The following is a 14,383-nucleotide window of genomic DNA, read 5'->3' as shown; positions in this document are numbered from 1 at the left end:
CCCGGATTAAAAGTCCGGTGCTCTGCCACCTGAGCTAACGGCCCTTTTGTAAAGTTTATCAGCAATAACCTCAAGCCCGAGCAATAGCAAGTTATCACAGCTTGCGAAATTAGTCAACATCTTCCGGCCATAGAGACAAAAATTTTTCCACCTCTTCAATGATCTTTTTACCCTCACTTAGCTGACGCATTACTTCTGAAAATGCAGTTCCTCCGTAAGTCTTGCGCCTTTCAACGGAGGAGCGAGGGTTTAAATTTTCAAGAATCTCTTCGTCAAATTGAGGGATCAGGCTTCGCCATTCCTCCAGGCTCAAATCTAAAAAGTTTTTGCCCTCATTTAAACACCACTTAATGGCATTGCCCACCAGCCAGTGAGCTTTCCTGAAAGGAACACCTTTCAAGACCAGATAGTCAGCTACATCTGTAGCCAGAATAAATCCATCCTCGAAGGCTTTAGACGCCCCATCGACATCAATTTCTACTTTTAAAATCAGCGGTGGCAAAACGTCTAATATGCCATGTAAGGTCTGCAAAACATTCATCAGGCTTCGCTTATCTTCTTGCAGGTCCCTATTATAAGCCAGGGGAAGGCCTTTCAGCATGATTAGAAGGTCCATATAGCTTCCCAAAACCTGACCGACCTTACCGCGCACTAATTCAAGCACGTCGGGATTTTTCTTTTGCGGCATGATACTTGAACCGGTGCAGAAAGCATCAGGAAGCTGCACAATCCCAAACTCGTCGCTGCTGTATATTATTAAATCTTCCGCTAGTCGACTGCAGTGAACTAAAAACAAAGAAGCGAAGTGATAAAAATCAGCAATGTAATCGCGGTTAGCAACGGAATCTATGCTGTTTTCAGTAGGCTTAAAGAAGCGTAACAACTTGGCAGATAGATGCCGATCCAAAGGAAAGGTGGACCCCGCAAGGGCAGCTGATCCCAAAGGGCACTCGTTTAAAGCCTCAAGCGCAGCCTTTAGACGCGAAAAATCTCTGGCGAAAGCCCAGAAATGTGACATCCAGTAATGACCCATGCTTATGGGCTGAGCACGGCGCAAATGTGTGTAACCCGGCACGACAAAGTTCATATGATTTTCAGCACGATCCAAGATAGACTCAAGAAACGTTTCGACCTTGCTCGCAATTTCAAGAAGTTGTTCTCTTAAAAACAAGCGCAAAGTGGTTGCGATTTGATCGTTGCGACTCCTTGCCGTGTGAAGTTTTCTGCCTATGTCACCCAAGATTTCCGTAAGGCGGGCCTCTATGTTCATATGAACGTCTTCAAGTTTAATGAGTGGCTCCAGCTTACCGCTTTTTATTTCATCTAGCACCTGATCCAAGCCGGTTAAAAGAGCTTTTTCTTCTTCTTGGGTGATCAACCCTGCTGAAGCTAGTGTCTTTACGTGAGCTTTACTTCCCTTTATATCTGCTTCGGCAAGATGCCAGTCCATGTCGAGAGACTGGGTGAATTTAAGTACCACATCGGCTGTATCCTCACTAAATCTGCCTTTCCACAATGTTCGCTCACACTCCCCAATTTATGCCCTTTATTTTTATTTCCTTTGCCCTTCTTCGGTCAACCTCTTCTGCTAATATGCCCCACAATGCATCGCATTCGCTGTGCAAGTAATAGTTGAATTTCAAAAACTCAAGAAGCGCTAATATCACACAAAGACCGCTTACAATAATATCGGATCTCCCTGGCTCAAGGCCTATTAGGCGCTTTCTGGCTTCTACATCCATTTGCCTTAACGCTTCCACTAAGTCTTTTATTTCAGTTTTTTTGATCTTCATGCCGTGAACCCGTGATGGATGGTATTGGTCTATGGATACTTTCTTTAAAATCATGGCCGTCGTCGAAGATGTTCCTCCCACTCCAATGATCTCTTTGACGTCTTCAATATCTGGAATGTCTTTAAGGGCGGATCGCAGATGAGAGCCAACATAATCTTCAATGGCCACCACATCTTCATCAAAAAGGGCTTTTACCCTTAGTGCACCTAGCGGAAGAGAGCAACTCCACCTCCCGCCGCAAAGCTCCAAGCTTCCGCCACCAAGATCGAAGACTGCGGCATCATTTGCGCTTATACCAAGCAAAGCTCCTTTGTAGCTATAAAAAGCTTCTTCTTCGCCCTCTAATATCCAAAGTTTCATGCCCGCTTTTTTCTCGATAGCATATGTTACTTCGGACACGTTTAGGGATGATCTCAACGATTCTGTGGTAAACAAAATCCTGTTTTCAGGCGGCACACAAAGGACCTCAAGCCTTTCTCGGACCCTTTCAAGTGCCTTCAAGGTTCTATTTAAAGCTTCCCCTTTTACCTCATATTGGCTCAAGCTCATCCCTTGGGCCAAACGAACCGTCCAAATGCCAGAATCTAAATAGTGCAAGAAATCGTCTTCGCTTGCAACTGCCAAAAACCTCAAGGAATTAGAACCTATGTCTATAGCTCCAAAACGAGACACCTGCTTCATCTCCTGTGCAAGCCACCTAAACGTCTGTCTATTTTGTTAGTACCAATTTCAACAATAAAGTCCAAAGTCTGCTAGAAAAAGTTTATTGACAAAAACTACCAGGATTTTCACACTCAATGGCGGCAAAACGAGCCTTAAGCCAATCATCGGCAGGGTGCTCCCTTAACGCAATCCATGAGGCTACCTGGAGGTGCAAGCATTTTATGGAAATTACATCGCGGTAAGCTATGCCTCCAATGCCGGAAAGGCGCAGCTTGTCCAGCACGTTCTTCCGTGCTTTTTGCAAAAACTTTCTTTCCCCCAAGGACAACAAAGAAACCCGTAAAATAGCGTGTTTTACGTTAAAGGCATGCCATTCCCATTTGCTTTTACGCTTTTTTAAAAACTCTTCTAGCTCTCTTACTCCGCCCGAGGCTTCTAGCTTACTGCAACGCATTGCCAAAAACGGACAGGATAACCAAAAAGTTGTGGGAAAGGGTTTCATTCGGTAAAGGGGGGCACATAGCAAAACTTGAGGTTTTCCCCACTTGCAGTACTTTGCAATTCCTATCGCGATAGTAGGATCAAAGATCCTGCCTCTCATTTGATACGAGAGCGTCGCTTTATCCTTGGGGCTGATCTCTTGAAAGCATAAGGGGAGCCCTCTAGCCCCCCTTATGCTGCATGAATGGCTCTTGTCTTTACGACCTTTTGCCACCAGCTTTACGCCTGCCGCCTTTTTTACTATCACCAAGCTTTTGGTATAGATCCGAAATCTTTTCGTCACTCAGTTTCATAAACTTCATGAGCTTTTTTTCAAAATCTTCTTCGTCGTGCTGATGAGATAATTTAGCTTCAACCTCACCGGCCGTTGGACCGTGAAGCGATTTTAACGAAAGATCGATTCGACCCTTTTCGTCAATCTTAATTACTCTTGCCTTCAACTCTTGGCCCAAGCTTAATACATCTTCTACCTTCTTAACATATCCCTGAGATATTTCAGATATATGGATCATTCCTCTTTGACCATTCTCAAGCCTGACGAAGGCTCCGTAAGGAGTTATCTTCTCCACTACACATTTAACCACTTCGTTGACCTTTACTGAGGTGGTTACATCTTGCCCATTGCTCATCTGATACTTTTTACCTCCATTTTGTATTATAATTATATTATAGTTTTTACTTATTTAATTCTTGACCAGGTTCTCGTAAGGTGTTTATCTCGAGCTGACTTTTACTTCGACGTAGCCTTAACCACCTCCGCTCCTTTCGCATCCCATCGAAACCCAAGTCCACACTATGCTCTCCTCCAAAGCTTGCTGTCCGAGTTTGCGACACAAAAACAAATAGTAAGGCTCGTCGCTTCCTCGTGCCCTAGAATACCATACTAAAATTACGCCCTCTTTTTTATTTAAAATCAACTTTAGAGCTTTGTTTTTTATTATAGGGCAAAACATGGCGATAGGAATAGTCCCTTTCTCAAAAAAAATAATTCGTCCTTAGAATGCAGCTTCGCTACGTGCGTATCCGGATGTATTTACGTTAGCAATGTTTTGAGCAACTGCACTAAACCGTTTCGACAGCTTATGCATTCCGCGGTTTTCCTATTTATTTATCTCATCTAAAAATACAGGGGACAATATTTTGATATAGGTTCCCTTCATGCCCAAACTTCTACTTTCTATCAAACCAGCGCTTTCGAGCTTGCGCAGTGCGTTTACAATGACGCTCCTGGTCACGCCAATTCTGTCTGCCACCCTGCTTGCTACGACAACTCCTTCAGATCCTCCTAACTCTTTAAGTATTACTTTAATAGATTCCATCTCGGAATAAGACAGGGCACGAACGGCTATTTGCACCATAAATCTTTCTTTTGCTCTTTCCTCAATATGATATGCCCTATCATATAGAATCACGATACTCACTACCGTTGCAAGATACTCAGACAAGACGAGGTCGCGCGTATCAAAGGGCGTTCCGAAGCGTGCCAATATCAACGTGCCTAATCTCTCGCCACCGCTATAAATTGGCACATAAACCACATGCTTATTAAAATATCGGCAAGGTTCATCAGAATAAGCACAGTTACCATGGTCACTATGGTTTAACACAGATTCGTGAAGGCGATTTAGCCTCTGGGTGTAGGTTTTCGGCATGTAGCCATCCTTAAGGAGCTGTTCCATGTAGTCACATTGGTAGTCACTTATCCAAGCATACCCCAAAATCTTGCCTTCTTCATTTATTATGTAAACATTCGCCGTAGACAAATCGCATAGCAACCTAGCAATTTTCTGGTAATCCGGGTGAGGCGTCATGGCTGAAGATTGAAGCGTACGATTTATGATGCGCGTCTTGTTTAGCAAGTCTTCCATCGCGGTCGGGTTTACGATTTTGGGCCTTGATTCGATCAATTCACGAGGAGTTTCCATTGTCATTAATTTTCACCTTCTTAAATTTATAATAGATATCTTCTCAAGTCAGTATTTTCAACTAACGGAACTAGGCGTTCACGAACGAAGGCTTCGTCGATATACACTTCCTTTTCCGTCAACTCAGGGGCTTTAAAGCTTATCTCCTCTAAAAGTTGTTCCATCATAGTGTGAAGTCTTCTTGCCCCGATGTTTTCCATCTCCCTGTTCATTTTAGCAGCTAAAGAGGCAACTTCTTTGAGAGCTTCATCGGTGAATATAAGTTCTATCCCTTCGGTTCCAAGCAGCGCTTTGTATTGCTTAATGAGACTGTTTTCGGGTTCCACCAATATGCGCAACAGCTCTTCTTCTCCCAGGGAGTCAAGTTCAACCCTTATGGGAAACCGACCTTGGAGCTCAGGTATGAGGTCAGACGGTTTAGCCGCATGAAATGCGCCAGCGCCTATGAACAAGATATGATCGGTCTTGACGGGACCGTATTTGGTCTGCACCGTTGTTCCTTCAACCAAAGGGAGCAAATCGCGCTGTACGCCTTCACGACTTACATCAGGACCATACTTGTGCCCATCAACAGAGGCAATCTTATCTAGCTCGTCGATGAACACAATACCTTCTTCTTGAACTTTTTCCAAAGCTTCCTGAATCACCGCATCCATATCTGTTAACTTTTCCGCCTCTTCCAGTTGAAAGATCTTTAAGGCATTTGCAACAGTGGCCCTTTTGCGTTTAATTTTCTTCGGCAAAATGCCACCTAGCATCTCACCCAAATTTAAGCCCATCTCCTCCATTCCAGCGCCCACAAAGGGGACGTTTGACAGAGGGTTTTCGACTACCTCTATTTCTATCTCTCTATCGTCTAGTTTTCCCTCTCTCAGCAACCTTCTGAACTTTTCTCTCGTCGTTTTCTTGGTCTCGTCTACTTCTTCTACTTCCTCTTCATCCATGGTATCGCCAAGCAAAAGCCTCATAAAATCCTGCGGGTGTCTTGTCCTTGATCTGGAGGGAAGTAAGGCATCCAAAACCCTCTCTTCGGCTAAAGCAGCTGCGAGGGCGCTGTTTTCCTCTATTTTCCTAGATTTGACCATGTGGACGGAGATATCCACCATCTCGCGTATCATGGATTCCACGTCCCTGCCGACATATCCCACTTCAGTGTATTTGGAGGCTTCAACCTTCACGAAGGGTGCATCAACGAGTTGGGCTAACCGCCTTGCGATCTCGGTTTTACCGACGCCTGTTGGCCCCACCATCAAGATGTTCTTAGGAATTATCTCCTTAGCTAACTCCTTTGGGAGTTTCTTTCGCCTGATGCGATTACGCAGAGCCACAGCTACTGCTTTTTTTGCTTTTGTTTGCCCTATTATGTATCTATCCAAATACGCCATAACTTGAGATGGCGTAAGGTTGCCTTCTTTTATTACAGCCTCATTCACCCCTAATCACCTCTAACGTGATGACGTCGTTTGTGTATATGCAGATCTCTGAAGCAATTTGCAAGGACTTTTTGGCTATCTCACTAGCGCTCATATCGGAAGTTTCAAGGTATGCTTTGGCGGCGGCCAAGGCATAACCTGCGCCAGACCCTATGGAAGCTACTTCGCTATCTGGCTCCAAAACATCTCCAGCACCTGAAAGCAAAAGCGTTTGATGCAAATCGGCCACAAGCATCATCGCTTCCAGCCTACGTAAAGCCCTATCAGTACGCCACTCCTTCACTAAGGCTACAGCGGCGCGCATTAAATTCCCGCTGTGACTTTGAAGATATTTTTCGAAACGCTCAAGCAAGGTCATTGCATCGGCGGTGCTTCCAGCGAAACCGGCAAGCACGTCCCCGCCGGCGAGGCGTCTTACTTTTTTAGCCCCACTTTTGATGATCTGATGCTCCAGAGTAACTTGCCCATCACCTGCTATTGCTACTTCGTTGCCCCTACGAACGCAAATGATCGTAGTGCCCTTAAACATCACTTTCACCTCTTCCTCTTGGGTGGGCGCTTACATAACCTTTCTTTAATTGCTCATAACTTATCTTAAGGTATCTTTGGGTGGTGACCAAACTTTGGTGACCCAGTAATTCTTGCAAAACCCTTAAAGAAGCCCCTCCCTCAAGCATATGTGTGGCGAAACTATGGCGAAGCACGTGAGGGCTTACGCCTACGAGCCCAACTCTTTTTGCGGCTCGGGAAACGATCCTGTGCACAGTCCGAACAGCTATGCGCTCGCAACCTTCCCCGGGAAACAAGGGACCGCTGTTTTTCCCTAAAACCGCCTGCCAATCCGTTAATGCCTTTTGGGCAAACCTTCCCATTGGAACAAGACGCTCCTTTTCTCCCTTTCCCTGCACTCGCAACCATCTTTCTTTTATGTCCACATCTTCCCAATCCAAGGCCACCAACTCGGCAACCCTCAAGCCGCAACCATACAAAAGTTCCAGGATTGCTCTATCGCGTATCTCAAATTCTCCGCGGGGCCCCTCTTCAAGTAGTAATTTGATGTCTTCGTAAGCCAAAGCCCTGGGTAGCCTCTTGGGCTCTTTCGGACCACGCACGCCCTTGGTGGGATCAGACATTGCAACTCCGCTTTGCTGTAAAAATTTCATCCAACTTCGCAAAGAGGATAATTTCCGCAGGACGGTACTCTTGGAGTACCCGTAGGCTAAAAGCTCTCTTAAAAAACCTCTAACGTGGGATTGTTTGATTTCCTCGAGATCTTTCACGCCTTCGGCCAAAAGGTAATCGACGAACTGCGATAAATCAACGGCATAATTTATAACCGTGTTATCAGTTCTTCCGCTTGCGTATTTTAAATATTCCAAAAAGGCATCAACCGAAGACGATATATTCTCGCTCATGGGCAAATTATATCATATTTATAAGTATATTCTGACTAATTGAGTCTTTTTAGTAAAATCCCACTTTAGCCAACTGTGTCTGGAGTTTGCAAGGGGCAAATTTTGGGAAGAAATTACTTCCAGCGAATCCACGATTTACTGTTCATCCATCAAGTTACTCATGTTTAGAGCAAAAAACATTCTCGTGGGCTTTCATAAAAACCTCAAGCGAGCTTAACGCCTTTTGAGCAATAAATTCACAGCGCTTTCTCCGGTCCTTTATCTTTTGAGGCAACGGCGGAAACAGGCCCAAATTTATGTTCATCGGTTGAAAAGAAGAGGGATTCGCATTCTTCAAATACCACAACAGCGAACCGATAGCAGTATCCCTTGGCCAGGATAATAGGGGAAGACCTTCAAGCAGGCAAAACATATTAAGGGCAGCAACTAACCCCATGGCGGTACTTTCAACGTAACCTTCAACTCCAACTATCTGGCCTGCCATGAAAACATCTTTAAAGCCCTTTAACCTTAGCCATTCATCCAATACTGTGGGGGCATTTACATAAATATTTCTGTGCATCACGCCGTACCTTGCAAACTCAACCTCTTCTAAGCCCGGGATCAGGCGAAAGACCCGGTCTTGCTCAGACCATCTCAAATTCGTCTGAAAGCCAACCATATTGTAAAGTCTGCCTTCTTTATCATCTTGTCGCAACTGTACGACGGCGTAGGGCTCTTTTTCCGTTCGGGGATCTTTTATGCCAACGGGCCTCATAGGTCCAAATCGAAGTGCATCACGCCCTCTTTTTGCGATTACCTCTATAGGCAAACAACCCTCAAAGAAGCGTTCCTCCTCGAAATCGTGACGTGCAGCTACTTCGGCATTCATCAAGGCTTCGTAAAAACGTTGATATTCTTCTTCGGTCAAAGGACAGTTTATATAATCTTCTCCGTGACCGTAACGACTGCCATAAAAAGCGATGTCCATGTTTATGGTTTCGCGCAAAACCACGGGGGCTACCGCATCGTAAAAATAGAGAAAACCTTTGTCGACCATTTCCTTAAGGCTGGAAGTCAAGGCCGTCGAAGTCAAAGGACCAGTCGCAATGATCGCGGGGCCACCCTCGATACGCGTTACTTCTTCAATAACGATTTCAATAAGAGGAATGGAGCTAATTCTAGAAGTGACCTCTTCACTAAAGGCTTCCCTATCGACCGCCAGAGCCCAACCCGCCGGCACTTTGTGCAGGTCCGCACACTTTATGATCAAGCTATCCAATGCACGCATCTCCGCCTTTAAGATGCCAGCAGGGCTTGAGAGCATATCAGAGCCTAGCGAGTTACTGCAGACTAGCTCTGCCAATTTTGAGGTCCTATGTGCAGGAGGGTATTTCTTGGGACGCATCTCATAAAGCTTTACCCTAACACCCCTTTTTGCAAGCTGGTAAGCAGCCTCGCTTCCGGCAAGCCCTCCTCCTATAATCATTATAGGATCGTCACTTTTCGCCGATGGCTCCCACATCATCGAGGATGTCCTCCTTTTTAAACCCACAATCAGCGCATTTAATAGCTTTTCTTTTCACCACAAATGGCCCTCCGCATTTGGGGCAAACATCGCCAGTGGGTTTATACCAACTGACAAAATTGCACTGAGGATATCTGGAACAACCATAAAAGGGCTTCCCCTTTTTGGAGCGAAGCAACACAACTTCTCCCTCTTTGCACTTCGGACAATTGATATCGAGGCTATTTGTAAAGTTCCTGGTATATTTGCACTCCGGAAAAGCCGAGCAGGCAATAAATTTCCCGTAACGGCCGTGCTTTATGACCAGCTGAGCACCACACTTGGGACACTCTTCATCGATCGTTTCCAGCGGCACTTCAACTTTTGCTGTGTTTTCGACGCCTTTTAAAATACTTTCAAAGTGCTCCCAAAACCCTTTAACGACCGATAGCCATGACATTTCGCCGCTTTCTACCTTGTCCAATTCGTCTTCCATCTTGGCGGTAAATTCTACGTTGATGAGGGAAGGAAAATGTTCGACCAAAAAAGAGCTAACAGTGACTCCAAGCTCCGTTGGAAAAAGCTTTTTTGCTTCATCCCTTTCCACGTAGTACCTATCGTATAGTGTTTGTATGATGGTAGCATACGTGGAGGGACGACCTATGCCCTTTTCCTCCATGACTTTTACCAAACCGGACTCTGTATATCTGGATGGCGGTTTGGTGAACTTTTGTTCTTTATCGAGCTTTAATAATGTTAACTTCTCGCCAACTGTGGCTTCCGGAAGCATCTCTTCCTTTAAGTCCAAGGGCCAAAGCTTACTCCAGCCCTCAAATATCAAAGTAACGCCACTTTGCTTTAAAGTGTAGGGACCAGATTGGACCTCTACATTGGTCCGAGCTACGATCGCTGGAACCATTTGAGAGGCCAAAAAGCGCTTCCATATCAATTCGTACAGAGCTTTTTGATCCTTAGTTAAATGCTGACTGATTTCATCCGGCACCAAACGAACGTCTGTGGGCCTGATGGCTTCGTGGGCGTCTTGAGAACGTTCTTTTGAAACGTATTGATGCGGTTTTTCTGGCAAAAATCTCTTCCCATAATTTTCTTCTATAAACTTACGAGCCATGGCGATGCTTTCAGGGGCTAAACGTAGGCTATCCGTACGCATATAGGTGATGAGACCTACTGATCCCTGACCAGGCAAATCAACGCCTTCGTACAGGCTTTGAGCTATGCGCATAGTCCTTTGGGGAGAAAAACCTAGACGCCTTGCAGCCTCTTGCTGTAAGGTGCTCGTTTTAAAAGGCGGCAGAGGGTTTCTTTTGCCTTCTTTTACGTCGAACTTTGAAACGACAAAAGGAAAGGAAAGCAATTCATTGTATATTGTTTGTGCGTCTATGGCGTTAGTAATCCTGATGTTTTTCCCATCTTTTTTGATGAGCCTTAATAGAAACTCTCCATTCTCGCCCTTCGTCAATGCAGAAATCACCCAATATTCCTCTGGTACGAAGGCATCTATCTCGGCCTCTCTCTCGCAAATGAGTCTCAAGGCGACGGACTGGACCCTACCGGCTGAAAGGCCCGATTTGACCTTCTTCCATAACAGGGGGCTCAAATTATATCCCATCAACCTATCCACTAGCCTCCGAGCCTGCTGGGCATTCACCTTATTCATGTCTATCAGTTCAGGTTTGGTCAAAGCTTCTTTTACGGCTCTGGGCGTTATTTCGTACATGCGAATCCGGCAAGGTTCATCCTCAGGTATCGATAATATATTTGTCAAATGCCACGCAATGGCTTCTCCTTCTCTGTCAGGGTCCGAAGCAAGCAAAATATTTTTGGCCTTTTTTGCGGCTTGCTTTAGATCTCTGACTACTGGACCTTTACCCCTGACCAATATGTATTCCGGTTCGAAGTTTTTTTCTATATTTATGCCAATCCTACTTTTAGGCAAGTCTCTCACGTGTCCGTTGCTTGCCTTTACTTCATACTTACGACCTAATATCCTTTTTAGGGTCCTAGCTTTAGTAGGAGATTCAACTATTATGAGAGTTTTATCAGACACTTTTTTCACCTTCCATCAAAACCTGATTCCCCATCTGCCGGGTCCCGTCGTCGCAACAAGGCCGCGCGACTCCAATTTTCCCAACATTTCTAGAGCTAAAGCAGGCGATATTTTACACTCTCCAGCTATATTGTCAACGGTCCTATCGCCCTTTTCTCTTAACATCTCATATATCTGCTTTTCCTCAAGTGGCAGTTCCTCAGCCTTATCTTCTTCCCTTCCGATTAGAAATCCTTCAGGTGAACCCTTTATTAAATGAATAAAGGAATCTACATCGACCAAGGGATAGGCACCATCAAATATTATTAAATTAGATCCCTTTGCAACACCTTCGTCAATCCTTCCTGGAACTGACCATGTCTCTATCCCACACTCCATTGCAATGCGCCCGGTTATCATTGCACCGCTTTTGATAGGTGCTTCAACGATAACCACGACGTCTGACAGACCAGCTATAATCCTGTTGCGCTCCGGGAAATTCCACGGCATTCCTTTTGTGCCCAAAGGATATTCTGAGATCAGTGCTCCGCTTTCCTTAATCTCATCAAATAAGGGCAGGTTTTTACTCGGATAGCACTGATCCACTCCGGTTCCAAATACAGCTATGGTCACGCCTTGGGCTTTTAAAGCTCCCCTGTGAGCCTTTTCGTCTATTCCAAAGGCACCTCCACTCACTACGGGAAAGCCTTCTTCCGCTACTTTAAAGCCAAGCATATGTGCTATCCTTCGTCCATAGTTGCTGCAGCGCCTTGTTCCAACCACCGCCACAGCAAATTTTTTAATACCTTCAAGCCTTCCCCACCAATAAAGCAGTAAAGGTGGGTTAGATAATCGATTTAACGAGGAAGGATATCCTTCCTCGTTAAATACCAGAATTTTTATCCCCTTTTTCTTGCAGCTTTCCAACTCCCTTAGATGCCATCCACTCGATAGAACTTCATACCATCTTTCCATGGCTTTTTCAGAATTTGTAAACTCCCTAAGCAAAGAAGGAGAGCTCATTAAGTCAGAAGGAGCGATGGATCTTAAGCGCAAAGCAGCGATCAAATTGCCGTCGAATTGTTTAAGGGAATTAAGGGCAAGGAAGACCGATAAATCCTCATCTTTCAAAGGAAAAACCTCCCCTGTAAGCTAACGCTTCGGCTAAATGAGAGTCTTTTACCGCCTTATCTCCCGCCAAATCGGCTATGGTTCGAGCTACTTTGAGCACCCTGCTTAAACCTCGCCCCGTCAACCGAAGACTCGCTCCAATGGACTTGAGAAATGCTCTGCCATCTTTCGACAGCCCTAGGTATTTTTTCATGATCCTCTCTGTTAACTCGGCGTTGCACTTTATGCCAAAGTGACGCCATCTTTCAAGCTGTATGGATCTAGCACGCATGACCCGATATCTGATTGCCGAACTGTTTTCGGCATCGCTGTCCAATTCTAAAAGCTCCTCAGGCGTCAGTCTCGGGATCTGCAGGTGAAGATCTATGCGATCCAGGATTGGTCCAGAAAGCTTTTTAAAGTACCTATCTATATCCCCTGGAGAGCAAGTGCACTCCTTCACGGTGTCTCCTAAGTAACCACAGGGACAAGGATTGCAAGCGGCAATAAGCAACACAGAAGCCGGATAGGTTGCACTCCCCGAGGCCCTGCTTACAGTTATACATCCATCCTCTAGTGGCTGTCTTAGGGCTTCGATAACGTCCCTCCTGAATTCCGTTATCTCGTCCAAGAAAAGAACGCCCCTATGGGCAAGGCTAAGTTCTCCCGGTTTAAGATCGATTCCGCCTCCGCAAATAGCTACGGCGCTTGACGTGTGGTGCACTGACCTAAAAGGCCTGAAGCGGTCAGTCTCAAGTGGCAATCCACGGGCACTTCTTATCCTCATTGCTTCTATTAGTTCATCATCTGAGAGCGGAGGGAGGATCCCGCGAAGAGCCTTCGCCAACATGGTCTTTCCTGATCCAGGAGCACCTACAAGAAAGACGTTATGATGTCCTGCAGCCGCGATTTCTAGTCCCCTCTTAGCCGCAGCTTGTCCCTTTATGTCGGCAAAATCCGGTTCTACTGCTATCTCTTTAGCTTGAGGTAGCGTGAAATCCAGCTTTTGTAATGTTTTTTCGCCTCTTAAATGGCAAAATAGTTCACCGATGTTTGAACAACCATAAGCTTCAACCCCTTGCACCATCGAAACATCCGCAACATTTCCACGGGGTACGAAAAGGGGAAGCCCTAACTGCCTGGCCAAAAAGGCCGCAGGCACGCCTCCCCTTACCTTGCGCAACCTTCCGTCTAAAGCCAACTCTCCCGTGAAAATTCCATTGACGTCTTCCGGTATGAAACCAACCTCCTTGGCAATACCCACAGCTATCGGCAAATCAAGCAAGGCGCCTTCTTTGGGTAAATCTGCCGGAGCTAAGTTTACCGAGATGTGACCCTTGAGTTTTATGCCCAATGTTCCTAGGGAAATACGCACTCTCTCGCGAGACTCCTTAATGGCAGTATCCGCTAACCCAACAATTGATATGGAAAACAAGCCTCCCGTGAGACAAACTTCCACCTCAACTGGAAGTGCATCTATACCCCTCAATGTAAGCCCATAAATGCAACTCATCTATATCATCCCTAACGTGACATCTTTAACGTATTCTAAATCGTATCCATCGGCATTGCTGGCATCTAAGGTTATGCCCAAAATATCTATTCTCCAGGGACCCTCCCACCCCAGCTGTTCGATAAGCAATCTACCCGAACAGATGAGGGCCTTAATTTTTCTTGGACCGACGCTTTCAATGGGAGATTGAACCTTCCCATTCGTACGTACTCTTACTTCAATTACGACCAGTTCATCGTCGTCTATTGCTACGATATCCAGCTCTCCTCTTTTGAAAGTCACGTTTCTCATCAAGATTTTGTAACCCATATTCGATAATACGAGGGATGCCAGATCTTCTCCCCAATTACCTAAATCCTTTTTGGTCTTCTCCTTTATGTCTTTCAAGATTATCTCCCTTGCTCGCATCGACCCTGCTAAGGAAGACTAATATTTGCGCAACGGCAAGATAAGCTTCCTCCGGTATTTCCTCACCTAGACCAACCCCCAAAAGCACA

General features: G+C 45.4%; 14 protein-coding genes. All 14 read right to left on the bottom strand.

Annotated features, from left to right (window positions below; genetic code table 11):
- Positions 1-109: 109 nt before the first annotated feature.
- Complete coding sequence (argH, locus tag Q7P41_RS11155) at positions 110-1,516, bottom strand: argininosuccinate lyase (protein WP_303884297.1); 1,407 nt, start codon at positions 1,514-1,516, stop codon at positions 110-112.
- A 7-nt stretch (positions 1,517-1,523) separates the two neighbouring features.
- Complete coding sequence (locus Q7P41_RS11150) at positions 1,524-2,474, bottom strand: phosphatase (RefSeq protein WP_303884295.1); 951 nt, start codon at positions 2,472-2,474, stop codon at positions 1,524-1,526.
- Between the two features lie 82 nt (positions 2,475-2,556).
- Positions 2,557-3,171, bottom strand: a complete 615-nt coding sequence (locus tag Q7P41_RS11145) for a DUF501 domain-containing protein (RefSeq protein ID WP_303884293.1) — start codon at positions 3,169-3,171, stop codon at positions 2,557-2,559.
- Positions 3,155-3,586, bottom strand: a complete 432-nt coding sequence (locus Q7P41_RS11140; protein ID WP_303884290.1) for a S1 RNA-binding domain-containing protein — start codon at positions 3,584-3,586, stop codon at positions 3,155-3,157. Before Q7P41_RS11140 ends, Q7P41_RS11145 begins: the two co-directional genes overlap by 17 nt.
- 366 nt (positions 3,587-3,952) lie before the next feature.
- Positions 3,953-4,045, bottom strand: a complete 93-nt coding sequence (locus tag Q7P41_RS11135; RefSeq protein WP_303884288.1) for a flagellar basal body protein — start codon at positions 4,043-4,045, stop codon at positions 3,953-3,955.
- Positions 4,046-4,057: 12 nt separating this feature from the next.
- Positions 4,058-4,882: a GTP-sensing pleiotropic transcriptional regulator CodY gene (codY, locus tag Q7P41_RS11130; RefSeq protein WP_303884301.1), complete on the bottom strand. Its 825-nt coding sequence runs from the start codon at positions 4,880-4,882 to the stop codon at positions 4,058-4,060.
- 26 nt (positions 4,883-4,908) lie between these two features.
- Positions 4,909-6,315, bottom strand: coding sequence for an ATP-dependent protease ATPase subunit HslU (hslU, locus tag Q7P41_RS11125; protein WP_303884285.1), 1,407 nt, complete (start codon positions 6,313-6,315; stop codon positions 4,909-4,911).
- Complete coding sequence (gene hslV / locus Q7P41_RS11120; protein ID WP_303884299.1) at positions 6,308-6,844, bottom strand: ATP-dependent protease subunit HslV; 537 nt, start codon at positions 6,842-6,844, stop codon at positions 6,308-6,310. The genes hslU and hslV overlap by 8 nt, the downstream gene beginning before the upstream one ends.
- On the bottom strand, positions 6,837-7,730 hold the full coding sequence (locus Q7P41_RS11115) for a tyrosine recombinase XerC (protein ID WP_303884283.1): 894 nt from the start codon (positions 7,728-7,730) through the stop codon (positions 6,837-6,839). Before Q7P41_RS11115 ends, hslV begins: the two co-directional genes overlap by 8 nt.
- Before the next feature lie 154 nt (positions 7,731-7,884).
- A complete protein-coding gene (gene trmFO / locus Q7P41_RS11110) occupies positions 7,885-9,237 on the bottom strand; it encodes a methylenetetrahydrofolate--tRNA-(uracil(54)-C(5))-methyltransferase (FADH(2)-oxidizing) TrmFO (protein ID WP_303884281.1) in 1,353 nt (450 codons plus the stop codon).
- On the bottom strand, positions 9,209-11,284 hold the full coding sequence (gene topA, locus Q7P41_RS11105) for a type I DNA topoisomerase (protein WP_303884279.1): 2,076 nt from the start codon (positions 11,282-11,284) through the stop codon (positions 9,209-9,211). Before topA ends, trmFO begins: the two co-directional genes overlap by 29 nt.
- Before the next feature lie 15 nt (positions 11,285-11,299).
- Positions 11,300-12,394, bottom strand: coding sequence for a DNA-processing protein DprA (dprA, locus tag Q7P41_RS11100; RefSeq protein WP_303884277.1), 1,095 nt, complete (start codon positions 12,392-12,394; stop codon positions 11,300-11,302).
- Complete coding sequence (locus Q7P41_RS11095; protein WP_303884276.1) at positions 12,384-13,886, bottom strand: YifB family Mg chelatase-like AAA ATPase; 1,503 nt, start codon at positions 13,884-13,886, stop codon at positions 12,384-12,386. Before Q7P41_RS11095 ends, dprA begins: the two co-directional genes overlap by 11 nt.
- Positions 13,887-14,273: a YraN family protein gene (locus Q7P41_RS11090; RefSeq protein WP_303884274.1), complete on the bottom strand. Its 387-nt coding sequence runs from the start codon at positions 14,271-14,273 to the stop codon at positions 13,887-13,889.
- Between the last annotated feature and the right edge of the window lie 110 nt (positions 14,274-14,383).

Source organism: Acetomicrobium mobile, from assembly GCF_937920065.1.
The sequence above is the reverse complement of the archived record's forward strand: the minus strand, read 5'-3'. Positions and strand labels throughout refer to the sequence as shown.